Annotated in this window: 25 protein-coding genes and 1 pseudogene; 16 read left to right on the top strand and 10 right to left on the bottom strand. The window is 60.4% G+C overall.

Annotated features, from left to right (window positions below):
- Position 1: 1 nt before the first annotated feature.
- Entirely contained in the window at positions 2-1,138 is a 1,137-nt protein-coding gene (locus LVD08_RS00130; RefSeq protein WP_247267102.1) for a hypothetical protein, read from the bottom strand.
- Between the two features lie 63 nt (positions 1,139-1,201).
- Positions 1,202-2,017, bottom strand: coding sequence for a sulfite exporter TauE/SafE family protein (locus LVD08_RS00125; RefSeq protein WP_247267101.1), 816 nt, complete (start codon positions 2,015-2,017; stop codon positions 1,202-1,204).
- A 111-nt stretch (positions 2,018-2,128) separates the two neighbouring features.
- Here LVD08_RS00125 and LVD08_RS00120 point away from each other — a divergent pair, with 111 nt between their 5' ends.
- Together LVD08_RS00120 and LVD08_RS00115 are read left to right on the top strand one after the other, a co-directional pair.
- A complete protein-coding gene (locus tag LVD08_RS00120) occupies positions 2,129-2,896 on the top strand; it encodes an AraC family transcriptional regulator (RefSeq protein WP_247267100.1) in 768 nt (255 codons plus the stop codon).
- Between the two features lie 93 nt (positions 2,897-2,989).
- Complete coding sequence (locus tag LVD08_RS00115; protein WP_247267099.1) at positions 2,990-3,298, top strand: XRE family transcriptional regulator; 309 nt, start codon at positions 2,990-2,992, stop codon at positions 3,296-3,298.
- 9 nt (positions 3,299-3,307) lie between these two features.
- Here the strand turns inward: LVD08_RS00115 and LVD08_RS00110 are convergent, their stop codons facing one another.
- Together LVD08_RS00110 and LVD08_RS00105 are read right to left on the bottom strand one after the other, a co-directional pair.
- Positions 3,308-4,825 (bottom strand): amidase family protein, encoded by a 1,518-nt coding sequence (locus LVD08_RS00110; RefSeq protein ID WP_247267098.1) that lies wholly within the window; start codon positions 4,823-4,825, stop codon positions 3,308-3,310.
- 112 nt (positions 4,826-4,937) lie between these two features.
- The gene (locus LVD08_RS00105; protein ID WP_027612616.1) at positions 4,938-6,014 is read right to left on the bottom strand and encodes an MBL fold metallo-hydrolase; all 1,077 of its coding nucleotides are present in this window, start codon (positions 6,012-6,014) and stop codon (positions 4,938-4,940) included.
- A 215-nt stretch (positions 6,015-6,229) separates the two neighbouring features.
- Between LVD08_RS00105 and LVD08_RS00100 the strand changes: the two genes are divergently transcribed.
- From LVD08_RS00100 to LVD08_RS00085, 5 genes and pseudogenes are all read left to right on the top strand, one after another.
- Positions 6,230-6,838 (top strand): TetR/AcrR family transcriptional regulator, encoded by a 609-nt coding sequence (locus tag LVD08_RS00100; RefSeq protein WP_247267097.1) that lies wholly within the window; start codon positions 6,230-6,232, stop codon positions 6,836-6,838.
- Between the two features lie 156 nt (positions 6,839-6,994).
- Positions 6,995-8,044 (top strand): diguanylate cyclase, encoded by a 1,050-nt coding sequence (locus LVD08_RS00095; RefSeq protein ID WP_027612614.1) that lies wholly within the window; start codon positions 6,995-6,997, stop codon positions 8,042-8,044.
- 128 nt (positions 8,045-8,172) lie between these two features.
- Positions 8,173-9,033: pseudogene (locus LVD08_RS28175) on the top strand (PAS domain-containing protein); the annotation flags it as partial.
- Positions 9,034-9,084: 51 nt separating this feature from the next.
- Positions 9,085-9,579, top strand: a complete 495-nt coding sequence (locus LVD08_RS28170; protein WP_371260358.1) for a methyl-accepting chemotaxis protein — start codon at positions 9,085-9,087, stop codon at positions 9,577-9,579.
- A gap of 144 nt (positions 9,580-9,723) precedes the next feature.
- Entirely contained in the window at positions 9,724-10,257 is a 534-nt protein-coding gene (locus tag LVD08_RS00085; RefSeq protein WP_247267095.1) for a DUF1003 domain-containing protein, read from the top strand.
- Here the strand turns inward: LVD08_RS00085 and LVD08_RS00080 are convergent, their stop codons facing one another.
- Positions 10,258-11,199, bottom strand: a complete 942-nt coding sequence (locus LVD08_RS00080; RefSeq protein ID WP_247267354.1) for a LysR family transcriptional regulator — start codon at positions 11,197-11,199, stop codon at positions 10,258-10,260. It abuts the gene before it with no gap.
- 51 nt (positions 11,200-11,250) lie between these two features.
- Here LVD08_RS00080 and LVD08_RS00075 point away from each other — a divergent pair, with 51 nt between their 5' ends.
- Both LVD08_RS00075 and LVD08_RS00070 read left to right on the top strand, forming a co-directional pair.
- Complete coding sequence (locus LVD08_RS00075; protein WP_247267094.1) at positions 11,251-11,952, top strand: CTP synthase C-terminal region-related (seleno)protein; 702 nt, start codon at positions 11,251-11,253, stop codon at positions 11,950-11,952.
- Positions 11,949-12,263, top strand: a complete 315-nt coding sequence (locus LVD08_RS00070) for an antibiotic biosynthesis monooxygenase family protein (RefSeq protein WP_027612609.1) — start codon at positions 11,949-11,951, stop codon at positions 12,261-12,263. The genes LVD08_RS00075 and LVD08_RS00070 overlap by 4 nt, the downstream gene beginning before the upstream one ends.
- Positions 12,264-12,458: 195 nt before the next feature.
- Here LVD08_RS00070 and LVD08_RS00065 read toward each other — a convergent pair whose 3' ends face one another.
- Positions 12,459-12,785, bottom strand: a complete 327-nt coding sequence (locus tag LVD08_RS00065; RefSeq protein ID WP_247267093.1) for a DUF2025 family protein — start codon at positions 12,783-12,785, stop codon at positions 12,459-12,461.
- 222 nt (positions 12,786-13,007) lie between these two features.
- On the opposite strand from LVD08_RS00065, the gene LVD08_RS00060 reads away from it, so the two are divergent.
- The 3 genes from LVD08_RS00060 to LVD08_RS00050 all read left to right on the top strand — a co-directional run bounded on the left by LVD08_RS00060 (position 13,008) and on the right by LVD08_RS00050 (position 15,912).
- Positions 13,008-14,132, top strand: coding sequence for a glycerophosphodiester phosphodiesterase (locus tag LVD08_RS00060; RefSeq protein ID WP_247267092.1), 1,125 nt, complete (start codon positions 13,008-13,010; stop codon positions 14,130-14,132).
- Between the two features lie 138 nt (positions 14,133-14,270).
- Complete coding sequence (locus LVD08_RS00055) at positions 14,271-14,576, top strand: PepSY domain-containing protein (protein ID WP_007917758.1); 306 nt, start codon at positions 14,271-14,273, stop codon at positions 14,574-14,576.
- 160 nt (positions 14,577-14,736) lie between these two features.
- Positions 14,737-15,912 carry a GAF domain-containing sensor histidine kinase gene (locus LVD08_RS00050; protein WP_247267091.1) on the top strand — a complete coding sequence of 392 codons (1,176 nt, stop codon included), beginning with the start codon at positions 14,737-14,739 and terminating at the stop codon, positions 15,910-15,912.
- Positions 15,913-16,035: 123 nt separating this feature from the next.
- Here the strand turns inward: LVD08_RS00050 and LVD08_RS00045 are convergent, their stop codons facing one another.
- Positions 16,036-16,482: a hypothetical protein gene (locus LVD08_RS00045; protein WP_096795042.1), complete on the bottom strand. Its 447-nt coding sequence runs from the start codon at positions 16,480-16,482 to the stop codon at positions 16,036-16,038.
- Positions 16,483-16,592: 110 nt separating this feature from the next.
- Entirely contained in the window at positions 16,593-18,215 is a 1,623-nt protein-coding gene (locus LVD08_RS00040; protein ID WP_247267090.1) for a methyl-accepting chemotaxis protein, read from the bottom strand.
- Positions 18,216-18,491: 276 nt separating this feature from the next.
- Between LVD08_RS00040 and LVD08_RS00035 the strand changes: the two genes are divergently transcribed.
- Both LVD08_RS00035 and LVD08_RS00025 read left to right on the top strand, forming a co-directional pair.
- Positions 18,492-19,514, top strand: a complete 1,023-nt coding sequence (locus LVD08_RS00035; RefSeq protein ID WP_247267089.1) for a transporter — start codon at positions 18,492-18,494, stop codon at positions 19,512-19,514.
- 383 nt (positions 19,515-19,897) lie between these two features.
- Complete coding sequence (locus LVD08_RS00025; protein WP_247267088.1) at positions 19,898-21,511, top strand: inorganic phosphate transporter; 1,614 nt, start codon at positions 19,898-19,900, stop codon at positions 21,509-21,511.
- A 121-nt stretch (positions 21,512-21,632) separates the two neighbouring features.
- On the opposite strand, the gene LVD08_RS00020 is transcribed toward LVD08_RS00025, so the two are convergent.
- The gene (locus tag LVD08_RS00020; protein ID WP_247267087.1) at positions 21,633-22,529 is read right to left on the bottom strand and encodes a LysR family transcriptional regulator; all 897 of its coding nucleotides are present in this window, start codon (positions 22,527-22,529) and stop codon (positions 21,633-21,635) included.
- 120 nt (positions 22,530-22,649) lie between these two features.
- Here LVD08_RS00020 and LVD08_RS00015 point away from each other — a divergent pair, with 120 nt between their 5' ends.
- Positions 22,650-23,405, top strand: a complete 756-nt coding sequence (locus LVD08_RS00015; RefSeq protein ID WP_123588718.1) for an SDR family NAD(P)-dependent oxidoreductase — start codon at positions 22,650-22,652, stop codon at positions 23,403-23,405.
- 159 nt (positions 23,406-23,564) lie between these two features.
- On the opposite strand, the gene LVD08_RS00010 is transcribed toward LVD08_RS00015, so the two are convergent.
- On the bottom strand, positions 23,565-23,996 hold the full coding sequence (locus LVD08_RS00010) for a multidrug/biocide efflux PACE transporter (RefSeq protein WP_247267086.1): 432 nt from the start codon (positions 23,994-23,996) through the stop codon (positions 23,565-23,567).
- Between the two features lie 89 nt (positions 23,997-24,085).
- Between LVD08_RS00010 and LVD08_RS00005 the strand changes: the two genes are divergently transcribed.
- The gene (locus LVD08_RS00005) at positions 24,086-24,940 is read left to right on the top strand and encodes a LysR family transcriptional regulator (protein WP_247267085.1); all 855 of its coding nucleotides are present in this window, start codon (positions 24,086-24,088) and stop codon (positions 24,938-24,940) included.
- Positions 24,941-25,206: the final 266 nt, after the last annotated feature.

Below are 25,206 nucleotides of genomic sequence, written 5' to 3'. Positions count from 1 at the left end.
GTTAGCCTTTGGGCAATTGCAGTTTGGCTTCGCCACGGTGCTGGTTGACCAGCGAGTACGGCAGCACTGACCAATCGGGGTTGTCGCAGTTACGTTGGTAACGGGCGAAGTAAGCGCCCAGGTAAATCCCCTTCGGTGTGAAGTGCCAGTTGGAATAACCCCAGACGCTTTCATCGGTGTAATCGCAACTGCCGTCATCTTCGGCGGGCTTCTTCATCTCTTCGGGATAGAGCGTGGTGAACTGTTTGACCAGCCACGGTGCCATGACTTTCATCTGATCGTATTCGGTGGCCGCGCTATTCGGTTCACCAATCCACACTACATCTTTGAGTTTCAACAATTCGCCGGTGTGGACGTCGAGGTTGATTGGCGAACTGCCAAAATCCGGGTGGGCACCGCCGCAGCTGTAACCGGTGGAGATGTCCAGGCTGACCACGTCGGGCGAGAGAAACTCAGGGGCAGCACCTTGATCGAATTCGGCGTATTCCCCGCCATCCATCATGCAGCGGTGATAGTCGATGACTTCAGTCCAGAGCCGTCCGAGCAAGTGGTTGTTGATCCGCTGCTGCTCTTCCTTCGTAAAGCCAGACTCGACACTGAACAGCGAAATCTTCGACTCAGGCTCCGTCCACCATTGCAGGTCGTAGCCCATGAAGTTTTCTTTCTTCTCCGGTTTGAGCTTGAGCCCCTGTAAGCGCAAATACTCGTAGGGATCGCTCTTCGGCAGAGTGGCAATAAAGGGCAGCGTAGTTGCGCTCGGCGCAGGAAGTTTGGCTTCGGTCAGTTGCACCGGTAGCTTCTTGCCCTTGGGGTTTTGCCATTCGCCCTGCCAGCCATTGGCGGTGGATTTCAACTTCAGGGTTGGCAGCGGTTTGTCGTCGCCATAGCGGTTGTTGCCTTCAACAAGGTTCAACGTGCTGTCTTGCAGCGAGCCGCTGAGTTCCAGGTCGCGGTGATACTTCTCATAGAAGTAGCGGCCGGTAACTTCGTCCTGCTGCGTGGTGTTGAGCTCCACCACAATCGGCATCTTGCCCAGCGTACCGGTGAATACGTGTCGGCCATCTTCGGCATGGGCGGTGGAAATTAGTGTGAACAGCGCCGCAGCGTATGGCGCCAGGCGCAGCAGTCCCTTGAGCATGGATCGATCCCTGAATGAATGAGGCTGCGAAGTATGCAGAGGATGCGTGCAGGAATCGAGGCTCTACTTGAGCAGCATGCCCAACATCACGATGATCAGCAGCGCGATATAAACCCAAGCATGCACCCGATCCGGTATCCGCCCGATCCACGGCGTGGCCATTCGAATCCCGACCAAGGACCCCAGCGTCAGCACCGCAAACGCCAGCAAATCCACATACCCGACAAACCACACGCCCAGATCCGTCTCGCTGAAACCGGCCAGTGCCATGTAGGTCAGCGTCCCGGCCACCGCCACCGGCACGCTCAACGGGTTCGCCATGGACGTGGCCTGGGACATGCTCAGTCCGCAGCGGCGCAGGAGCGGCACGGTCATGACGCTTCCTCCTACACCGAGGAACGTGGCGATGGCGCCGATGCCTACGCCGCCGGCCGATATTTCCTTGCGATCCAATCGGCGTGGGATGACGCCTTCGCTGCGGGTGAGGAAGCCTCGTCTGAGCAGGCAGTCGATGATGGTCACGCCGAGGTAGGCGATAAAGGCGTAGCGAATGATTTCGCCGCTGACCCACACCGCGGCGATCGCGCCGATGATCGCGCCCAGGGCGATGAAGCCGCCGAGGGGCCACAGGTAATGGCGGATCAGGTTGCCGGCGCGGCGGTGTTTGTCGGTGGCGATCAGGGCGTTGACGATCATCACGCAGGTCGAGGTGGCGACGGCGATGTGCATGGCCGATTGGCCGATGGGGTCGTCGGCGCCGTGGCTGGCGCTGAGCATGCGATAGAGCAACGGCACGACGACGAAGCCGCCGCCGAAGCCGAACAGGACGGCGGTGATGCCGGTCATACAGCCGAAGAGGGTCAGCAGGAGGTAGAACATGGCGCGTCTTCCGGTGGTGGGGAACGGTCGACGATAGAGCGGCGCGGCTTGGCCTGCTTCAGCAACTCAGCCAATAATGTTTGCGTTTACGCCAACTACCGGAAACGCTCGATGCGCAATGTTTCGATCAATCAGCTGGATGACACGCCGCGCCCGGTGGTGGCGATCGGTACGGATTATTCCCACGGCCACCTGTTGCCATTTCATACACACCGGCGGGCGCAGTTGTTGTACGGCGCGACCGGGGTGATGCAGGTTCGTACTCATGACGGCAACTGGGTGGTACCGCCGCAACGGGCAGTGTGGATTCCGCCGGGGGTGGCGCATGAGGTGCTGATGCTCGGCGTGAGTACGCGCAGTGTGTACATCGAGCCGGGCGCGGTGGATTTGGGCGAGCGCTGCCAAGTGATCAATGTGTCGCCGTTGATGCGGCACTTGCTGATGGAAGCAGTTGAAGTGCCGCTGGCTTATGACCTCGACGGTCGCGACGGCGTACTGATCGACCTGCTGCTGCATGAACTGGCGCGGAGTGCGCCCCTGCCCTTGCACATTCCGCTGCCGACTGACGGAAAGCTCCTGGCTTTGTGTCAGACCTTTCTGCATCAACCCAACGCTCATCAGTCGCCGCAACACTGGGCCGATCAGTTGCACGTAAGCTTGCGCACCTTCAACAGACTGTTTCGGCAGCAGACCGGGTTGAGCTTCAGCCAATGGCGGCAACAGGCCTGCGTGGTGCTGGCGCTGGCGCGTCTGGCGGCCGGTGAAGCGGTGACGCGGATCGCTCTGGACTTCGGTTATGAAAGCCCGGCGGCGTTCTCGACGATGTTCCGGCGCATCCTCGGACAGGCACCGTCCGTCTGGTTGGAGGCGGCGAACTAGGGCAAATCAAAAAATGCGTTTGATCCCGGCCGAAAACAACTGTACAAAAACACAGTACATTTTCAATCAGCACTCTTGAGCCCGGAGCACACCATGGCCTCTCTTGCGATGAACCACATCCTCGAACGCATTGCCCTTTTCCAGTTCACCCCGGCGCACTGCGTCCAGGCCCGAGCGATGCTGGGCTGGAGCGTGGAACAACTGTCGCGCGAGGCGGAGGTTGCGGTGGATGATATCCAGCGGTTTGAAGCGCAGCAGGAAGTGGCGGATGCGGCGCGGCTGGCGTTGGCTTATCGGTTTGAGGCACAGGGGTTGGTGTTCTTTCCCGGGTTTGCGCCGGGTCGCAAATTGAATCCCCAGGCCATGCAGCAGAACGTTGCAGAGCGTGGGGATTTTGCTTAGGTGGAATGATTACTTGAACGCAGGGTGCCGCAGCTCGGCCGAGGCTTGTTCATAGCTGTAGGCCATGGCGAACAATTGCGGCTCGCTCCATGCTTTGCCGAAAAAGAACACGGATGTGGGTATACCGTTAGCGCTCATGCCCGATGGCAGGGTTACCGCGGGATAACCAGCCACTGCGGCAGAAAATTGCGAGTAACCATCCGCTTCGGCAACCATTGCGTCGAGGTTGTGTTCGCGCAGTTGCTCGTCAATGGCGTCCTTGAAGTTTTTGCTGATGCTCAAGATCAATCCGCTGGCCTGTTCGTGAGTCATGTCCAGCGCATTCATCGCTTCGAGCGTGGCCTGCCCATAGCCCTCCTTGCCGGGATTGAGCTGATTGAAGTCGATCAGGTCCTGCAACGACTGGATCGGCAGACCGGAACGGCTGACGAGATATTCAGGCAATTCGTATTTCATCGCGCCCATCAGACCGGGTACGAAATTATCGATATCAGGTAAACGAACGGTCACTGGCACGAGCGTCGCACCTTGTTTCTCGAGTGTGATCATTGCCTTCTGAAACTCCACTCCAGGGGTCAGCGTCACACCGCCCGTTCCTTCGTATGCGACGGGATAACCAATACGTTTGCCTTGTAGAGCATCCATTGCCAGCAGCGCCGTGTAGTCGATTCCTGTCGGGGCGACCGATGTCGCGGAGTCCGCAGCATCCATGCCTTGCAACACGTTGAACATCAACGCTGCGTCACGGACAGTACGTGTCAAAGTACCAGGGGTGTCTTGCAGACGGGTGATTGGCACCACCCCGGTGCGACTGAACAGACCCAAGGTGGGTTTGACGCCGATTACGCCATTGGCCGATGCCGGGCAAGTGATCGAACCGTTGGTTTCCGTGCCCAAGGAGATCGGCGCGAAACCGGCAGCCACGGCAGCGGCCGATCCAGAACTGGAACCGCAGATTTCCTCGCTCAGTGCATGCGGGTTTTTCCCTTGCCCACCACGTCCGCTCCAACCATGGGGTAACCCCATTTCCCGCACATAAGCCCATTCGCTCATGTTGGCTTTACCCAGAATAATCGCGCCGGCATCCCGTAGCTGTTTAACCACAAAAGCATCGTTGGCTGCCGGCTGACCGACCATGGCCAAGGAGCCGGCGCTGGTTTGCAGGCTGTCGGCGGTATCAAAATTGTCTTTGAGCAGCACCGGAATACCATGCAACGGGCCACGCGACAGCCCCTCGTTACGCTCGTTATCCAGCGCGGTAGCTATTTCGATGGCTTGTGAATTCAGTTCGACGATGGCGTGGATAGCAGGGCCTTGCTTGTCCAGCTCGGCAATTCGCTGATGGAAGTGTTCAACCAGTTCAACAGCAGTGAGCTCATTGTCGGCCATCATTTTGCTGAGTTCACTGACGCTGGCGTAATGAAGATCAGTGGCCGAATGGGCACTGGCAGCGACTCCTGTCGCTGCCAGTGCGACCAATATGGATTTCGTCAGCGTATTCACGCGACGTTTGAAGAAATGCGTCATGTCTATCGTCCTTGTTTAGGCTAATCACGAGTGATTCATTCACTCGCGACCAAGCCTACCGAGGACATAGGAAAGAGCTGTCAGCCAGCTGGACTACCGACAGTAGGAAAAGTCATCCCGACTTGTAGCCGCTACCAGCAATTGGGGCGTTTTCCGACACATCCTGCTCCATATTCAGCCACCACGTGTGCCCCCGCTGCGGCTGCATCAAATTAAACGCCTCGCCCATTCGCGGCGTGGTAATCGAAACACTACGCTCCCAGGCCAGCGCCAGAATCCGGTCAAACGGCTCATGCCAGGCGTGCATTGCCAGGTCGAAGGTGCCGTTGTGGATCGGAAACAGCCAGCGGCCCTTGAGGTCGAGGTGCGCTTGCAGGGTTTCTTCGGGTTGCATGTGCACGTGTGGCCATTCGACGTTGTAGGCGCCGGTTTCCATCAGGGTCAGGTCGAACGGGCCGTATTGTTCGCCGATGCGTTTGAAGCCGTCGAAGTAGCCGCTGTCGCCGCTGAAGAAGATCCGCGTGTCGCCGTCGATCATCACCCACGAGGCCCACAGGGTGCTGTTGCTGTCGAACAGGCTGCGGCCGGAGAAGTGCTGCGAGGGAGTGGCAACGAAGCGGATGCCGGCGATTTCGGTGCCCTGCCACCAGTCGTACTGGCGAACTTTACTGGCGTCGATGCCCCATTTGATCAGGGTGTCGCCGACGCCCAGCGGGGTCAGGAAATAGTTGGTTTTGGCCGCCAGTTGCAGTACCGCCTGGTAATCGAGGTGGTCGTAATGGTTGTGCGACAGGATCACCGCTTCGATCGGTGGCAACTGGTCGATGCTGATCGGCGGCTGGTGAAAACGTTTCGGGCCGGCCCATTGCACGGGCGACGCACGCTCGGCGAAGACCGGGTCAGTGATCCAGAATTTGTCGCGCATTTTCAGCAGCAGGGTCGAGTGGCCGAGGCGGTAAACGCTGTGATTCGGTGCTGCCAGCAGGTCTTCACGGGTCAGCGGTTGCACCGGGATCGCGGCGGCCGGTCGGGTATTGCGCGGCTTGTTGAAGATCATGTTCCACATGATCCGCAGCATCTTGCGCCCACCTTCGCGCTGCACCGGCGCATGGTTACGGAACAGCCCTTGATCCTGGCGAGAGGCTTCAGGCGTGGAAGTTTGATCCGCAGAAAAATCTGGATTGGCCATGACTGAGAGACTCCAGAAAAACCGCGCAATTCACGGTTTTTCACGGTGGGACGATAAATGGCCAAGGCACGCACGCATCAGCCGAACTGTCTGTTTTTAGGTTGCGCGGATTAACGCAACATTACACTGGGCGGTGTAGTTTCTAGGTTGCATGAAACGTGATGACAAGTAAACTGCCAAGTGTAATTCCACCCCTTCTCTGCCGAAGCGTACTTATGACAGCTCCACAGCGCCTTACCGACCGCAAACGCGAAGCCATCATCCAGGCGGCAATTGCCGAATTCCGTGCCAACGGGTTCGAGGTCACCAGCATGGACAAGATCGCGGCCACCGCCGGGGTGTCGAAGCGCACGGTGTACAACCACTTTCCCAGCAAGGAAGAGCTGTTCGCCGAAATTCTCAACCAACTCTGGGCACGGATTACCGACGAGCAAGCCGTGACCTATCGCGCGGATCAGCCGCTGCGCGAGCAACTGCTGCCCATGTTGCTGGCAAAACTGCAGATGATGGCCGATGACAACTTTCTCGGACTGGCACGGGTGGCGATTGCCGCCACCATCCATTCCCCGGAGCGCGCGCAGGACATGGTGGCGCGCATGGGCGAGCGCGAGGAAGGCCTGACGGTGTGGATTCGCGCTGCGCTGGCGGATGGTCAGCTGAAAACCGTGAACGCAGAATTCGCCGCGCAGCAGGTGCAAGGGCTGTTGAAGTCGTTCGGTTTCTGGCCGCAGATTTCCATGGGCCTGCCGCCGCTGGATGCAGACACGCAAAAAGCCGTGGCCGAGTCGGCCATGGAGATGTTTCTGGCCAGATACCAGCTCTAAACCGGTCCTCTCCTGCGCCCCGCCACGATTAAATGGCTCGGAAGGACACTGATTATTCCCGTTGGAATAAATGACAATGTCCGACAATTGACCGACGAACGGTCAACCTGAAAAAACACTTCAAAGTATTTCAGGATGAATCTGGCGCAGGACATCATGGAAAATCAACGCGGCAAAGGCTTGTCATTCGCCAGACGCATTTATCTGCCCAGGATCATCGGTCTGGGTGTCGGCTTTTTCAGCGTCGCGGCCGCGCTGTATCCGTTGCACATGCCGAACTGGCTCTGGGCGCTGCTGGTGTTCAACGGTTTTATCTGGCCGCATCTGGCCTACCAGATTTCGACCCGCTCGACCTTCCCCTACCATGCCGAACGCCGCAACCTGTTGTACGACTCGTTGTGCGGGGGGTTCTGGACCGCGTGCTTTCAGTTCAATCCGCTGACCACCGTGACCATCCTGTCGATGATGACCATGAACAATGTCGCCGCTGGTGGACGACGTCTGTTCCTGCTGGGCGCTCTCGCCCAAATCGCCGGCGTGCTGCTGGGCTGTTTACTGTTCGGCTTCAAGTTCAGCCTGACGATGACGCAAATCGAGGTTTGGGCCTGCCTGCCGATGCTGACCTTGTACCCCTTGGCCTTGGGCATGGTCAGTTACCAACTGGCGATCAAACTTGCACAACACAAACGTGCACTCAGAGACCTGAGCCGCACCGACAGCCTCACTGGGCTGCTCAATCACGGCGCCTGGAAGGATCTGCTCCATACGCGTTTCACCCGCTGCCGAGATAACAACACCCAGGACATTCTGGCGCTGATCGACATCGATCATTTCAAGACCATCAACGACAACTATGGGCACATCGTTGGCGACGCCGTGCTGCGCGAGTTGAGCCAGGCACTCAAAGGGCTGCTGGCCGAAGGTGAACGGGCCGGCCGTTATGGCGGCGACGAGTTTTGCCTGATCCTGCCCGACCAGCCACTCAATAAAGCCGAGGCGCAAATGGAACGATTGCGTCAGGCGATGGATCAATATCGGCACCCGGATGTGCCAGAGCTGCGCGTCAGCCTGAGTATCGGTCTGGCCCGGTTTCAGCCGTCGTACAGCGACGCGGTTGCCTGGCTGGATGACGCCGACAAAGCGCTGTACACCGCCAAACACACGGGGCGCAACACCATCAGCGTGGCGCTGAGCAGTCCGGGCTAAGAAGACGCCCCCCCCCCTCTCTCAGCCTTGAAAAGGCTGCAAACAGGTTGATTCGCAATTTCTTGTACAACTCAATGCAGTTTGTATAAGATCAGCTCGTCAGCCTGGATGCTGGCACTTTGCAGTCAATGACAAATGCTCATCCAGCATTTGCTCTGCCAGCGCGGAAACAGGGACACAAACCTCGTCTTTCCCTACTTCCAGGTACTGCCCCTATGTTTTTCAAACGCCACCAGTCCGAACTCAACGACCTTCAACACACCATCACCGAACAGAACGGCCTGCTTGAAGCGATCAATCGCTCCATGGCGGTGATCGAGTTCGACCTTGAAGGCGTAGTGTTAAAGGCCAATGACAACTTCCTCAAAACCATGGGCTACCGCGCCGAACAGGTGATCGGCCAGCCTCATCGCTTGTTCTGCACTCCGGAGTTTGGTCGCAGCGCGCAATACACTGAACTGTGGTCGCGCCTGAAAAACGGCCAGTTCCAGTCCGGTACCTTCGAGCGGATCAACAGCCAGGGCCAGCCGGTCTGGCTGGAAGCCAACTACAACCCGATCAAGGATGCGTCGGGACGCGTGGTCAAAGTGGTCAAGTTCGCCATGGACGTGACGAACAAAGTCCAGCAGGAAAGCGAGGCCGATGCCAAGCTGCAGGCGATCGACCGGGCGATGGCGGTGATCGAATTCGACCTCAACGGCGGCATTCTCACCGCAAACCAGAATTTTCTGACGCGCATGGGGTACACGCTCGCTGAACTGAAGGGTAAACATCACCGCTTGTTCTGCCGCGCGGAGCTGGTCAACAGCAGCGCCTACGAGGATTTCTGGCGACGGTTGAATCAGGGTGAGTTGTTCCAAGGCCAGTTCGAACGCGTCGACAAGCGCGGCCAGAGTGTGTGGCTGGAGGCCAACTACAACCCGGTATACGACGCTGCCGGGCGGTTGTGCAAAGTGGTGAAATTCGCCACGGACGTCACCGCCCGCGTCGAGCAGCACGAGCACGATGCGCGCAGCGCCAGCGCTGCTTATCACATCTCGGTGGAAACCCGGAAAGTCGCCGAGCAAGGCACTCAGGTGATCCAGCAGGCGGCCAGTGAGATGCGCGAAATCGCTGACGATATCGCGCAGTCATCAACGCTGATCGCGCAACTTGGCGAACGCTCGGAGCAGATCACGGCGATCGTCAACACCATCCGTGCGATTGCCGACCAGACCAATCTGCTGGCGCTCAACGCGGCGATTGAAGCGGCGCGCGCCGGGGACCAGGGGCGCGGGTTCGCGGTGGTGGCGGACGAAGTGCGGCAACTGGCGGCGCGTACCAGCGGCTCGACGGCGGAGATTTCCAACATGATCGGCCTGATCCAGAGCGAAACCCGTCAGGCGATCAAGAGCATGGAAGGGACTCGCGGGCGGGCGGCGCAAGGCGTTGAACTGGCGGATCAGGCTGGCAGCGTGATTCTGCAGATCCGCGATGGCGCCAGTGAAGCGGTGCAGGCGGTGAGCATGTTTGCCAATGAGCGCGCGCCGGGCTGAGAGACCGCGTCGCGGCCTTCGCGAGCAGGCTCGCTCCCACATTGGAATGCGTTCCCCTGTAGGAGCGAGCCTGCTCGCGAAAGGGCCATAAGCCTCGATGCAGGACTATAGTGACCCTCAGTCCCAAGTCCTGCCGAGCCCATCATGACCATAGAAAAACCCGACGTCCCCGCCACTGCCCCCGTCGACCACCTGCGCTTCCACCGCCCCCACGCCCACCTCAACACCACCTTCGGCAACGACACGTTCGCCTTGCGCGCTGAGGCCTTCGCGCGGTTCTTCGGCACGCCGACCTTTCTTGGCGCACAAACCCTGATCGTGCTGTTGTGGGTGTGCCTCAATGCGACGGGTATCACCACTTTCGACGTGTATCCGTTCATCCTGCTCAACCTCGCGTTCAGCCTGCAATCGGCTTATGCCGCGCCACTGATCCTGCTGGCACAAACCCGGCAAGCCGCGCGGGACAAGGCGCAATCGGACGCCGACGCGCAACACCGTGAAGCGCTGGCCGTGGCCAACAGTGAGCGCCAGGCTCAGGCCGCGCAGACCACCGCGCAACTGCTCGAACTGCTGGAGCAGAACACCCGCCTCACCGAAATGACCAAGAGCCTGACCGAGCGCATCGAAGGCCTGACCCGCGAACTGCATGCGCACATCTGCCAGAACCCGCAACGCTGATCACGGCAACCGCAGTGCCCGCCCCAGTTCATCGAACAGCGTGACCACCGAGCGCAACGCGCGGCAATCCGGGCGGGTCAGCAACCACAGCGCGGTGTCGTAGCCGTGCAACGGTTCGCTGAGGGCCTGCAAACCTTCAGTGATCAGAAAGTCCGGCAACGCCGCCACCCCGAGTCCGCCGCGCACCAGTTCCGTCACCGACAGCATGCTGTTGCAGCGATAAGCCGGGGTCACACCGGGCAACTGCTGGCGACGCCAGGCAACGGTCGGGTGATCCGGCAGAAACTCGTCCGGGGCGATCCAGGTCAGCGCCGCCAGATCCGTCGCAGCGACGTTTTGCAGATAACGCGCACTGGCGCAGACCCGGTAGGAAATCTTCGCCAGTTGCCGTCCGACCAGATGCTCCGGCGGTGTACGCGTCAGGCGCAGGGCGATGTCGGCATCGCGGCGGTTGAGGTTGGCGAAATCGTTGGAGGTGCTCAGCTCGAGAGTCAACGCCGGATAGTTCGGCATGAACTGCGCCAGCGCCGGCAACAGCAGGCCTTGCAGCACCGAGTCGGTGCAGGTCAGGCGCACCGTGCCGCTGACCACTTCGCCGCCCTGCTCGACACCGATCCGCGCCGCTTCCAGTGCCTGCTCGGCGCGTTCGGCTTGCTCGGCCAGAGTCTGCGCGAGGGTGGTTGGCAGGTAACCGGCGCGGCTCTTTTCGAACAATTGCTGACCCAGCGCTGACTCCAGACGACGTACGGCGCGAAACACCGTCGACACGTCTACCCTGAGCAGCTGCGACGCCCGGGCCAGAGAGCCGCCGCGCACCAACGCAAGGATCAGCGCCAGATCCGGGTAATCGAGTCGATAGTGCGTCGCTGCATTGATCACTTGGGGAAACGCCAATATTGAGTGCGTGAACGCCAATCTATAGTGAGCCCCGGTGATCGACAACTGCACACCCTCCCCCAGAGGTTCATCACTCACTCAAATCAAGGAAATCCCATGGACGCCATTTCCATCGCCCTGATCGGCGATCACGATCCGCAAGTCACCGCCCACCAGGCGATCCCCGTTGCCCTTGGCCTGATCGCCGAGCAGAGCGGCCGCGATGTGCAATTCGAATGGCTGCCCACCGAGCAGATACACGCCGACACTGCGCTGGATCACTTTGACGGCTTCTGGTGCGTCCCGGCCAGCCCCTACAAAAGTGAGGCCGGTGCACTCAGGGCCATCCGTTTTGCCCGCGAACAACAGCGCCCTTTCCTCGGCACCTGCGGTGGTTTTCAGCATGCGCTGCTGGAATTTTCCCGCAATGTGCTGGGCTGGGCCGATGCCGAGCATGGCGAAACATCGCCGGATTCACCGCGAGCCGTGCTCACACCGCTGACCTGTTCGTTGGTGGAGGCGGTGGACAGCATTCACCTGGTCGCCGGCTCGTTGATCGCCAAGGCGTACGAAACGTCGCAGATTCACGAAGGCTATCGCTGCCGATTCGGAGTGAATCCGCAGTTCGAACAAGAATTGCTGAGCCATCAGCTACGCGCCGTGGGGCATGATTCGGCTGGCGACTTGCGCGCGATCGAATTGACTGACCATGTGTTTTTTGTCGCCACGCTGTTTCAACCGGAACGCGCAGCGCTCAAGGGCAACATCCCGCCACTGGTGCGGGCGTTCGTCGAAGCGTGTGCGGAGCAACGTCCATGAAGCCGAACGAGCCTTGCTTCGCGGTGATTTTCACCTCGACCCGCACCGAGGGTGACAACGGTTATGCGGCGGCGTCGGAACGGATGATGGAGCTGGTCAGCCAGCAACCGGGATTTCTCGGCATTGATTCGATTCGTGGGGAAGACGGGGTCGGGATCACCATTTCGTACTGGCAGAGCGAGGCGGCGATTCTGGCCTGGCGCGAGCATCCGGAGCACCGGGTGATTCAGGCGCGCGGGCGGGCGCAGTGGTATTCGAAGTTTCAGACCCGGGTGTGTCGGGTGGAGCGGGAGTATCGGTTTGGGCAGTGACTTTGGCGGCGCGCTGACTGGCCCCTTCGCGAGCAAGCCCGCTCCCACAGGTACCGCGTTTGGGTTTTGAATTTGGTTGTGTGCTCACTGGCCTCATCGCCAGCAGGCTGACTCCCACAGGGATTTGTGAACGCCACAGATCCAATGTGGGAGCGGGCTTGCTCGCGAAGAGGCCGGAACAGCCACTACAAAACTTCAGCCCTTCACCAGACTGCGCACCGCCACAATCTCCGGCACCTCAACCTTGCTCATGTACACCCGCAACGGCTCGCTGATGTTGATCCGCTCATCGATGTTCTGATCCAGCAACAACTGAATCAGCTCGCGCTTCAAGGTCATGGTCGTCTCAGAGGCCGGCGCCCAGACGAATTCATTCACAGGAATAATGCCGTCATCGGCCACGTCCATGCCGAACGAATCTTCGCTGAATCGCACGATGTACTGGCCGGTCTTGCGGTTGAGGCCGACAAAACCCTTGAGGTCATCGGCGGCCTGACAGATGAGTTGGGAAGTGATGCGCATGGTAAACCTCACGAAAAATCATCGATGGTTTACACGCAGGGCAACAGAATCGGCGCGCCCTCTGCCGGAGCGTCTGCCGAGGGCAAGCGTACTGCAAACCGCGCCACAAAAGTGCAGGAAAAATCGCTTTTAATACGTTTATGTCGGTCTGGCGATAGCACCCAATCGATTCAGTTGTTAAAAGGTACGTCTTTGAAAATGCCCTGCGAAAGGAACTCGAACATGCCCGCCACTTTCACCCAAAGCGCCCTCATGCTGAGCCTGCTGCTCGGTCTCGGCCAGGCCCACGCCGCCCAGACTGACGTCAACGCGCTTGCCGCCGCCCATGGCATCCCGCATCCAGCCGTGATCGCTCACCGTGGCGCGTCCTTTGATGCACCGGAGTCCACCGCCGCCTCCTACAAACTGGCCCGCGACCTCGGCGCCGACTACCTGGAAATGGATTTGCAGCGCAGCAAGGACGGCGTGCTGTTCGCCCTGCACGATAACAACCTGCAGCGCACCACAGACGTCGCGACCAAGTTCCCGGAGCGCAAGGACAGCCCGGCCACCGCCTTCACCATGGCCGAATTGAAAACCCTCGACGCCGGCAGCTGGTACAACAAGGCTTACCCGGATCGCGCGCGTCCATCCTACGCCGGGCTGAAAATCCTCACCCTCGATGAAATCATCGACATCGCCCAGGCCAACCCGAAACACAAACCGGGCCTGTACATCGAAACCAAGGAGCCGCAGCTGTTTCCGGGCATCGAGCATGACCTGAAAGAGAAGCTGCAGGATCGCGGCTGGCTGAGCCCGGCCGGTTCGAAACTGGCGAAAAGCGAGTTGGCCGTCGGCCAGGGCAAAGGCAAGGTGATCCTGCAGACTTTCGAGAAGAACAGCCTCGAACTGCTGCAAAAGGAAATGCCGCAAGTGCCAAAAATCCTGCTGCTGTGGGTCGGCGAAGGCAGCATCGAGCCGAAATCGAAGGTGACCTTTGCCGAGTCCGGCGAGAAGGACAAAAACGTGTTCTACGGCAAGCAGGAGCCGAAGTCCGACGCCGAGTTCAAACAGTGGGTTGATTTCGCCAAGGTTCACGGCGCCATCGGCACCGGCCCTTCGGCGAAGCTGACCAAGAGTGGCGACCAGAGCTATTCGGATCTGGTGCAACCGTGGATGAACCAGTACACCCACGATCAGGGCATGCTGGTGCACGTGTACACCGTCGATGAGCCGGTGGACTTCGAGAAAGTCATGGCGGCCGGGGTTGATGGCATCTTCACCAACCGTGCCAGCGAACTGTTGAAGTTCTACAAGCGTCCGGCGACGGCCAGTGTGGATCAGGTGTTGAAGAACAACGGGTTCTGATCGGCAGACCGGGTTGTCCGCATCGCGAGCAGGCTCACTCCTACAAGAGCGCTGCACGCGATGTGGGGTTTTAAGGGTGAATTAAGTTGCGGTGGTTAACCTGAGCCCACTTCAACGAACAACCCAAGGAATGACCCGATGAAAACTTTGACTGCCCTGTTTACCGCCGCTGCCCTGACCCTGACTGCTGGCCTCGCCCAGGCCGATGTGCGCGTCGACCAGATCCCTGAGTTGGTCAAATCCGGCAAGATCAAGTCGCTGGAGTCGATGAACGCCGAGGCACTGAAACTGCACCCGGGTGCGACCATCACCGACACCGATCTGGATAACCACTTCAACGGTTACGAGTACGAAGTCGAGCTGAAAACCGCCGACGGCAAAGAGTTCGACGTCGACTTCGATGCCACCACCGGCAAAGTGCTGAGCAACAAGCAAGACACCTGATACACCGCCAAAGCAAAGCCGCACGATCAGCGATCGTGCGGCTTTTTTGCGTCCGTTGCCCGGCGAATCACGCGGATGCCGCCTGAAGGGATGCCAAAACCGCCATCAGACCGCTAGTATGGCGACCATCAGATAACGATTGCAGCCGAGAACGATGGGCATGAGGCAGACAGCGGCAGCAGACATCGCGACAATCGGACGGATCAGCGCGGTTCCGGCGATCCTTCAAGTGATCCGCGAACTGACCGGCCTGCGCTTTGCCGCCGTAGCGCGGGTTACCGAGGATTCGTGGACAGCCTGCGCGGTCCTCGATCAGCTGGATTTCGGCCTGCAGGTTGGTGGCGAGCTGGATGTGGTCACCACGCTGTGCCACGAAATCCGTGCTGCGCACACCTCGGTGGTGATCGACAAGGCCAGCGAAGACCCGCTCTACCGCGATCATCACACCCCCCGCCTGTACAAGTTCGAGAGCTATATCTCGGTGCCGGTGTTCCGCACTGACGGACGGTTTTTCGGCACGATCTGCGCGCTCGATCCGAACCCGGCAGAGCTCAAGTCCAGCAGCATCCAGAGCACCATGGAGTCGTTCGCGCGGATGCTCGCGCTGCAGATCGAAGCCGAGGAAAACGCGCAGCGCACCGAAACCGCGTTGTTGCAGGAACGCGAAACCGCCGAGTTGCGCGAACAGTTCATCGCCGTGCTCGGCCACGACTTGCGCAACCCGTTGTTCGCCATCAGCGCCGGCGCCGAAATGCTTCTGCGCAAGCATCCGGATCCTGCCATCGAGGTGCGGGTACGCAATATCCTTGGCAGTGCGCAAAGGGCGACGCGGTTGGTGGATGATGTGCTCGACTTCGCTCGCGGACGCTTGGGCAAGGGCATTCCAGTGGATATCCAGCCCTGCGCGGATTTGACCGAAGCCGTGCAGCAAGTGGTGACGGAGATTCGCAACGTGCATCCGCAGCGCGCGATTCAGGCGTCCATCGGCGATTTGCGGGGCGTGCCCTGTGACCGGGCGCGGATCGCTCAACTGCTGTCGAACCTGCTGGCCAATGCCGTGACCCATGGCGACCCGGAAGGGGATATCGAAGTCATCGCCCAGGTCGAGCACGGTGCGTTGATGCTGGCGGTGAAGAATCAGGGGCATATTCCCGAGGCGGTTTTGCCGCATCTGTTCCAGCCATACTCGCGCCCGACCGGCAGCGCGCCCCAGGCCGGGCTCGGTCTGGGGCTGTACATCGCCAGCCAGATCGCCCAGTCCCATGGCGGGCATTTGCATGTGGCGTCCACCGCACAGAGCGGCACGCTGTTCACCTTCAGCCTGCCAACCCTCTGAAACACACCGCAGTTCTCTGTAGGAGTGAGCCTGCTCGCGATAGCGGTGTGTCAGTCACCATGAATAAGGCAGATATACCGCTATCGCGAGCAGGCTCACTCCTACAGGGGAATCGCGTGATGCTTAAGCCGAAGTGCTGACCAGCGAGCCCGAGCTGCTCGATCCGGAATCCTGCAACGCCTGCAACAACGCCGCCGTGGCCGTCTGCAACGAAGCCGAGGTGCTGGAGATTTGCGACTCGGCGGACGCCACGTCGGCAGCCTTGGCATCAGCGTCTTCCTGCTTGGCCTGAGCCGCTTGCAGCGCCTGCTGCTGTTCCTGCAATTGCTTTTGCAGCTCGGCGATCTGCTTGCGCAATTCTTTCACCGAATCCGACTCACCGCTGCTGTCGGAACTGCTGTCGCCTGCCGGAGCCGCGCCCCCGCCAGCCGCCACTTTGCTGGTGTCGGCGCTGACGCCCGCGCTGCTGGTTGCAGGGGTCGAGGTGTCGTCACTCGCGTCGCTGATCCTGGTCTTGCTGGTGGCGGTGCTGACGGTCTGATTGATCGAAACGGAGGTGATGCTGACCATGGGAGGGCTCCAATGCCGGTTTTAGATAACCGGCCATCGGCGGCACTCGCACGGATTTGAGATCGACTGTGTACCGACTCGGTAACCGAACCGGTACACGTCAGCTGACCTCAGGCGCTCAGGCGTGCAGTGACTTCGTTGAGTTGCCCGGACAGGCCGTGCAGGTTCTGGCTGGCGCTTTCAGTGCGCTGCACGCTGTTGAGGTTGGTACTGGCGATCGAGGTGATCTCTGTCAGGTTGCGCGAGATGTCTTCGGCCACCGAGGTCTGCTCTTCGGCGGCGGTAGCGATCTGGCGGTTCATGTCGCGGATCGCTTCCACTGCGTGGGTGATGCGCTCCAGCATCGCACCGGCCTGGGTCACTTGCTCGACACTTTCGTCACTGCGCGCCTGACCGCTTTCGATCGCTTGCGCAGCGTCCACGGCACCGGTCTGCACGTTCTGAATGATCTGATTGATCTCGATGATCGACTCGGCCGTACGCTGCGCCAGATTGCGCACCTCGTCGGCGACCACCGCAAAGCCGCGTCCGGCTTCACCGGCCCGCGCCGCTTCAATCGCCGCGTTGAGCGCCAGCAGGTTGGTCTGTTCGGCGATGCCGCGAATCACTTCCAGCACTTTGCCGATGCGGCCGCTGTCGCTTTCCAGACGACGAATCACTTCCGCGGTGTTGGCGATTTCGCCACGCATCTGAGTGATGGTGTGGATGGTGCCTTGCATGACCTTTTCACCCTGCTGGGCAGACTGGTCGGCATCGTCGGCAGCGCGCGCCGCATCCGCCGCGTGACGGGCGACTTCCTGGGCAGTGGCAGACATTTCGTTCATCGCCGTGGCCACCTGATCGGTGCGGTTGAACTGCTCGTTGGTGCCGCCGGCCATGGTCGTGGCGATCGCATTCAGTTCGCCGCTGGCGCTGTCCAGATCACTGGCACTGCGTTGCAGGTGGGTAAAGGTTTCGGCGAGGAAATCGCGCAGGGTATTGGCCGCGGCGGCGAGGTTGCCCAACTCGTCCTGACGGTCGTTGGCAACGCGCTCGGCGAGGCGCCCACGGCTCAACTGGGTGACGTAGTCGATCAGCTTGCGGATCGGCTCGATCAGGTTGCGGTTGACCAGCCACAGGCTCAGCAAACCGATCAGCAGACCCGAGCCGAGCATCACCAGAATCCCCAGCAGCACGGTGCTGTCAGCACTGGCGCTGATTTGCGCCGACTGTTCGGTGCCCTGCTTGCGCAGCTCGGCGACCAGTTCGCTCATCTGATCGCTGGTGGCACGGTCCACACCTTTGACGGCGCTGTCGCCAGCCGTTGGATCGGCACCCGCAGCGACATAGGCATCGCGGCCCTTCTGGTAAGCGCTGCCGAGTTGGCGGTGCTCATCACGCAAGCGTTCGATGCGGGATTTCAGCGCCGGCTCAAGACCTTTCTGCCCGGCCAGTTCACCGAGAATGTTCTGCACATCGCGCTGACGATCTTCGAACTGGCTCCAGTACTTGGCCAGGTCCGCCGGTTGCTTGCCGCGCAGCAAGACGTTTTTCCACTCCTGCACCTGCACTTTGAATTGCAGGTTGGCCTCGTCGATCAGTTGCGAGGTGTGCAACGGGCCGGCGATCAACTGGCTGTAGTTCTGCACGCCGTTGGACAGGAAATGAAAGCAGGCCAGTGCGATCAACAGCATCGCCAGCAGGCTGCCGCCCAGCAGGGCGAGAATTTGTGCTCTCAAGGATTTTTGCAGCATCGCGAGATACTCAGGACAGGGATGAGGCACGCCCGGTAAGGCGTGGAATTTTGCCGGACATCCGTGTCGGCGAGCCTTGGCTCATGGCCAAGCGCGCGCAACGTAACCCAAGCGTGATCGGCGTACCAGAGCGCTTCTTGAAGAAAATCCGACCGCCGGTAAGACATTGATCTGGCGTCACTTTGTCGTCACACAAGTGTCATCTGCGGTTGCGATGATGCGGCTCAGTGAACCTGCTATTCCGCGACCGACGCGCCCTCCTCGCAGCGAGCCTCCATGAACCACAGCCTTGATCTCAGTCATCGCGATCCTGATTTGTTCGGTCTGCTTTACGGCTTCCGTTTTCGTCCCGGTGAACGTGGCCGCGAAGTCGATTCGGCGACCGCCCTGCGTTGTCTGCAAGACGACAGCGACAGTGATGAATTCCTCTGGCTGCACCTGAACCTGGCGCACGCCGCGTGCGAGCGCTGGATGAAAAGTCATCTGCAATTGCCCGAAGAGTTTTTCGAGGCGCTGCACGAAGGTTCGCGCTCGACGCGCATCGAACACGTTGACTCGGCGTTGCTGGCAGTGGTCAACGACGTGGTGTTCAACCTCAGCAGCATGGTTTCCTCAGACGTGTCGACGCTGTGGGTCTGCGTGCGCAGCAAACTGATCGTCAGCGCACGCCTGCAACCGCTGCACTCGGTGGACAAATTGCGTTCGTCGGTGAAGGCCGGCGAATGCTTTCGCTCGCCGTCGGAACTGCTGGTGCACTTGCTGCGTGATCAGGGTGAAGTGCTGACGCAGATCGTGCGCAAGACCAGCATGAGCGTCGATCTGGTCGAGGACGAATTGCTCTCCTCACGGCTGTCGACCAACCGCGCCGAACTCGGCGCCAATCGCCGGGTGCTGGTACGCCTGCAACGGCTGTTGGCGCTGGAGCCGGGATCCTTGCTGCGCCTGCTCAATCGTCCGCCGCCGTGGCTGCAGAAGGAGGACGTCAAGGAGCTGCGCAAATCCACCGAGGAGTTCGCGCTGATCATCAACGACCTCACCGCCCTCGGCGAGCGGATCAAACTGCTCCAGGAAGAAATCGCCGCCAACCTCAACGAACAGAGCAACCGCACACTGTTCACCCTGACCGTGGTCACGGTGCTGGCGCTGCCGATCAACATCATTGCCGGTTTTTTCGGCATGAACGTGGGGGGAGTGCCACTGGCGACGGATCCCGAGGGGTTCTGGATTCTGGTGGCGCTGGTCGCGACGTTTACCGTGATTGCCGGGCGCTGGGCGTTTCGCAAGCGTAGGGATTATTGACCCCTGATTTATGTGTTCACCACAGATCTCTGTGGGAGGGGGCTTGCTCCCGAAGGCGTCAGGTCAGCCAACATCATCGCTGAATGACAGACCGCATTCGCGAGCAAGCCCGCTCCCACCCCGGATCGCGACCAGCCAAAATACTTCATTCACGGCCCATCTCCTGTGGGAGGGGGCTTGCTCCCGAAGGCGTCAGGTCAGCCAACATCTTCGCTGAATGACAGACCGCATTCGCGAGCAAGCCCGCTCCCACATTAAGATCTTCATCAGCCTTCAGATCAGCGGTGAGCTAATCCGCCAAACACTGACCTGCCGCAGTCTCTCTGTAATATTTAGCAACGATCATGACCGACACTCCTTCCCTCGCTCAGGATTGTCCGCTCATGGCTACTCCCTCCCTGACCGCCCGCCAGGCCTCTGCCCCCAGCGGCCGGCCGGCACTTGATAAAAAACCCGGGCCGTTCACTTACGTGGTGTTCTTCGCGGTGCTCGCCATGGGGATGCTGTTCACCGCTTACAGCCTGATGCACGACATGCATGAACTGGGCACCACCGTCACCACCTGGACCCCGTTTTTGCTGCTCGGCGTAGCGCTGCTGATTGCGCTGGGTTTCGAGTTCGTCAACGGTTTCCACGACACCGCCAACGCGGTCGCGACGGTGATCTACACCCACTCGCTGCCGCCGAACGTGGCGGTGGTCTGGTCGGGGTTCTTCAATTTCCTCGGGGTGCTGCTGTCCAGCGGCGCCGTGGCGTTCGGCATCATCGCCCTGCTGCCGGTGGAGCTGATTCTGCAGGTCGGTTCGTCCGCCGGTTTCGCGATGATCTTCGCCCTGCTGATCGCGGCGATCCTGTGGAACCTCGGCACCTGGTGGCTGGGCCTGCCGGCCTCCTCTTCCCACACACTGATCGGCTCGATCATCGGCGTCGGCGTGGCCAATGCCTTGATGCACGGGCGCGACGGTACCAGCGGCGTGGACTGGGCACAGGCGACCAAGATCGGTTACGCCCTGCTGCTGTCGCCGCTGGTGGGCTTCGGCTGCGCGGCGCTGTTGCTGCTGGCCATGCGCGCCTTCATCAAGAATCGCGCGCTGTACAAGGCGCCGGAAGGCAACAACCCGCCACCGTGGTGGATTCGCGGTTTGCTGATCGCCACCTGCACCGGTGTGTCTTTCGCCCACGGCTCCAACGACGGGCAGAAAGGTATGGGCCTGATCATGCTGATTCTGGTTGGCACCTTGCCGATGGCTTACGCGTTGAACCGCACCATGCCCGCCGATCAGGCGCTGCAGTTCGCTGCTGTCGCCGAAGTCACCCAGCAAGCGCTGGTGAAAAACACCCCGCTGCCAGCCCCGGTGGATCCGCGTCCGGTACTGTCCGATTACGTGCGCAGCAAGCAAGCAACGCCGCAACTGATCCCCGCCCTCGCCGCTCTCACCGGGCACATTGGCGAAGAGGTCAAAGGCTATGGCTCGCTGTCGAAAGTCCCGGCCGAGGCCATGGGCAACGTACGTAACGACATGTACCTGGCCAGCGAAAGCATTCGCCTGATGGACAAGAACAAGGTCGGCAATTTCGACGCCGACACCACTGACAAACTGCAACTGTTCAAACAGCAGATCGACAACGCCACACGCTTTATCCCGCTGTGGGTGAAGATCGCCGTGGCCATCGCCCTGGGCCTCGGCACCATGGTTGGCTGGAAACGGATTGTGGTGACGGTCGGTGAAAAAATCGGCAAGACCCACCTGACCTATGCCCAGGGCGCCTCAGCGGAAACCGTGGCGATGCTGACCATCGGCGCGGCGGACATGTTCGGTTTGCCGGTGTCGACCACCCACGTGCTGTCATCGGGTGTGGCCGGGACCATGGTCGCCAATGGCGGTGGTTTGCAGATGAAGACCATCCGCAATCTGCTGATGGCGTGGGTGCTGACCTTGCCGGCGGCAATTCTGCTGTCGGGCAGCCTGTACTGGCTGTTCACCCAGATCTTCTGAACAACCTGCCCCCCTGTAGGAGTGAGCCTGCTCGCGATAGCGGTGCTTCAGTCACATTTGCATCGACTGACAGCACGCCATCGCGAGCAGGCTCACTCCTACAGTTGATCTGCGGTATCGGTCAGAGCGTCGAACGAATCACCTCCCCCAACCACTCCATGAACACCCGCACCCGCAGCGGCAAATGCCGTTGCCGTGCATACAGGATTGAAATCGCCATCGCCGGCGCGGTGAACTGCGGCAGCACAGTCAGCAGCTCACCGGTGTCCAGATGGGGCTGCATGCCGGTGCGCGGCACCTGGATCAGGCCGAAGCCGCCCAGGCACGCCGACTCGTAAGCATCGGTGCTGTTGACCGTGACGCTGCCAGCCATCGGCAATCGCCGCACCTGTCCGTCCTGTTCATACACAAACCCTTCCGAGCGCGAACCGAGCACGCCGACGTAGTGCACCAGCCGATGCTGCGCCAGGTCCTCCAGCGTCTGCGGCACGCCGTAGCTCTCAAGGTACGCGGGGCTGGCGCAGTTGATCATCGGGAAGTCGCCCAAGTGCCGCGCCACCACCGATTGATCCGGCTGCGCGCCAATGCGCACCACGCAATCAAAACCCTCGCTGAGCAGATCGACGCGGCGATCGGTGCTGCTGATTTCCAGTTCCAGATTCGGGTGGCGCGCCATGAACTCCGGCAGCAGCGGCATGATCAGGCGCCGCGCGAGGATGTTCGGCATGTCGACACGAATCCGCCCGCTCAGCGAGGCCGGATCCTGCCGAAACAGCCCCTCGATCTCGTCCATGTGTGACAGCAGATCCTTGCTGCGTTCGTACAACACCAGACCGTCCTGAGTCGCCTGTACCTTGCGCGTGGTGCGTTGCAGCAGGCGGGTGCCGAGCAGGGTTTCCAGGGCCTGGACATGTTCGGAAACCGTCGAGCGCGGCAACCCGAGACTCTCGCCAGCAAGGGTGAAACTCGACAGTTCGCTGACCCGGACGAAGGTGCGCAGCAGTTCCAGTTTGTTCATGAGGACACCCGTTGATTGTTCGGCTGAGTCGATCAGTGATTCCGGTTTCAGTCTGTTTATCACCCCATGGCGGATAAATAAACTTTGCTCATCACCACTCACCGCAATCGAGGATTTCACATGAGCCGCAAAATCGCATTGATCACCGGTGCCAGCCGTGGCCTGGGCAAGAACGCCGCCCTGCACCTCGCCGCCGAAGGCGTGGACATCATCGGCACCTACAACAGCCGCGCCGATGAAGCCCAGGCGCTGGTGGCTGAACTGGAACAACGCGGTGCCAAAGCCGTGATGCTGCAACTGGACGTCGGTCGCAGCGAAACCTTTGCCGATTTCGCCAAACGAGTTGAACAAGCGTTGCAGCAACTGGACCGTCCGCGCTTCGACTTCCTGATCAACAACGCCGGTATCGGTGTGCACGCGGCGTTCGCCGAGACCACCCCGGAACAGTTCGACCTGCTGATGAATATCCAGCTCAAAGGGCCGTTCTTCCTGACGCAACAACTGCTGCCGCTGATCAATGACGGCGGCCGGATCATCAACATCTCCAGCGGCCTGACCCGCTTCAGCCTGCCGGGTTATGCCGCCTACGCGGCGATGAAAGGCGCGATGGAAGTGCTGACCCGCTATCAGGCCAAAGAGCTGGGCGCGCGGCAGATCGGCGTGAATATACTGGCGCCGGGCGCGATCGAGACTGATTTTGGTGGCGGTGCGGTGCGCGACAACGCGGCGTTGAACGCGATGGTCGCGAGCAATACCGCACTGGGTCGCGCCGGGCAGCCGGATGATATTGGGGGTGCGCTGTCGATGCTGCTGGCGCCGGGGGCGCAGTGGATCAACGGGCAGCGGGTTGAAGCATCCGGCGGCATGTTCCTCTAAACCCAAACAGTGTGGCGAGGGAGCTTGCTCCCGCTGGGGTGCGAAGCGCCCCCCAAAACCGGCCAATGCGGTCTGACAGACAGACCGCGTTTATCGGGTTTACGACTGCTACGCAGCCGAGCGGGAGCAAGCTCCCTCGCCACAGTTTGTCTTCCAGACTCAAGCAGCACGGGCCGTCAATAACCGCTCGCGCACCACGTCATAGCCCCAGTGATACACATAGGTGTACGGCAGGAAGAACAGCAGCACGCCGATGTCCAGCAAAAACGCCTGCCACAAGCTGACCGACAGCCACCAGGCAATCAGCGGCACGCCCATCACGATCAATCCGCCCTCAAACAGCAGCGCATGGACCACCCGGGTCCAGGCGTTGTGCGCGACGTGCAGGCGCTTGAGCATGCGGTCGAAAAAGCCGTTGAACAGCACGTTCCACGCCAGCGCCAGCAGGGCAATCAGCACGGTCACCGCGCCCATGTCCAGCAGCGGTTTGTCCATGATCCACGCCAGCAACGGCGTACAGATCAGGATCGCCAGACACTCGAAACCGATGGCCTGGAAGATACGTTCAGTGATGGATTTGTTGCCAGTCATGGCCTGACTCCTTGAGTGAAGAGGGTTGCCATGATCGGCCACCGCACCGATACTTCATAACCAATAACCATCGACCAAGGCGATAGTTCATGGCTTCGCAAGAAGTGCTGTTGGCGTTCGTGCAAGCGGCCACTCAGGGTTCGTTTTCTGCAGCGGCGCGCAAGCTGGGGCGCAGTCAGTCGACCATCAGTGCGGCAGTGGCCAGCCTGGAGATCGATCTGGATCTGATTCTGTTCGACCGCAGCAGCCGCAAACCGACCCTGACTCCGGCCGGCCATGTGATGCTGCAACGGGCCGAGGCGATTCTGGCGGCCACCAGTCGTATGGAAATGAGCGCCCGGCAACTGGCACAAGGCGTCGAGCCGAAGCTGACCGTGGCGATTTCCGACACCTACCAGTCAGCGCGATTTGAAGCGGCACTGGTCGGCTTCGAGCAGCGTTATCCGGACCTGGAACTGGAATGCTTGATCGCCGAGTGTGACGACCTGATCGAGTTGGTCCAGCGTGGCCGCGCACACTTGGCGTTTGCCGAAATGCAGGACACCTATCCACCGGATCTGGTGACCTCGACCGTCGCCGAGCGCACTGACCTGGCGCTGTTCGTCAAAGATGATCATGTGCTGACCCGTGTCGAACGGGTCGACCAGCAGGTGCTGGAGCAGCATCGCGAGTTGCGCCTGGCGACCATCGTCAATCCCTACGACAGCCGGGCAAAGGGCCGGGTGTGGTCGGCGCCGAGTTACCTGATGCTGATGGAAATGGCGGAGATGGGCTTTGGCTGGGCGGCGCTGCCGCGCTGGCTGGTGGCGCGTTTCGGTAATGGCTCGCTGGTGGAACTGACGTTGCGCGGCTGGCCGCGGCCGGTGTATGTCGATGCGTTGTGGTCGCGGATTTATCCGCCGGGGCCGGCGGGGAGCTGGTTGCTGAGCAAGATGCTGGAATAGAAGCTCCCAATCGCGAGCAAGCCTGATGTTTTCATGCTGACTTTACCGGCCCCTTCGCGAGCAAGCCCGCTCCCACAGTTCGAATGCGCTCACCTGTGGGAGATGCTGGAATAGAAGCTCCCAATCGCGAGCAAACCCGAACTTTTCATGCTGACTTCACTGGCCCCTTCGCGAGCAAGCCCGCTCCCACAGTTGGAATGCGCTCACCTGTGGGAGATGCTGGAATAGAAGCTCCCAATCGCGAGCAAACCCGAACTTTTCATGCT

Source organism: Pseudomonas sp. YL2, assembly GCF_023063025.1.
Lineage (GTDB): Bacteria > Pseudomonadota > Gammaproteobacteria > Pseudomonadales > Pseudomonadaceae > Aquipseudomonas > Aquipseudomonas putida_A.
Note: the sequence above shows the minus strand (reverse complement) of the source record. Positions and strands in the feature narration are given on the sequence as shown.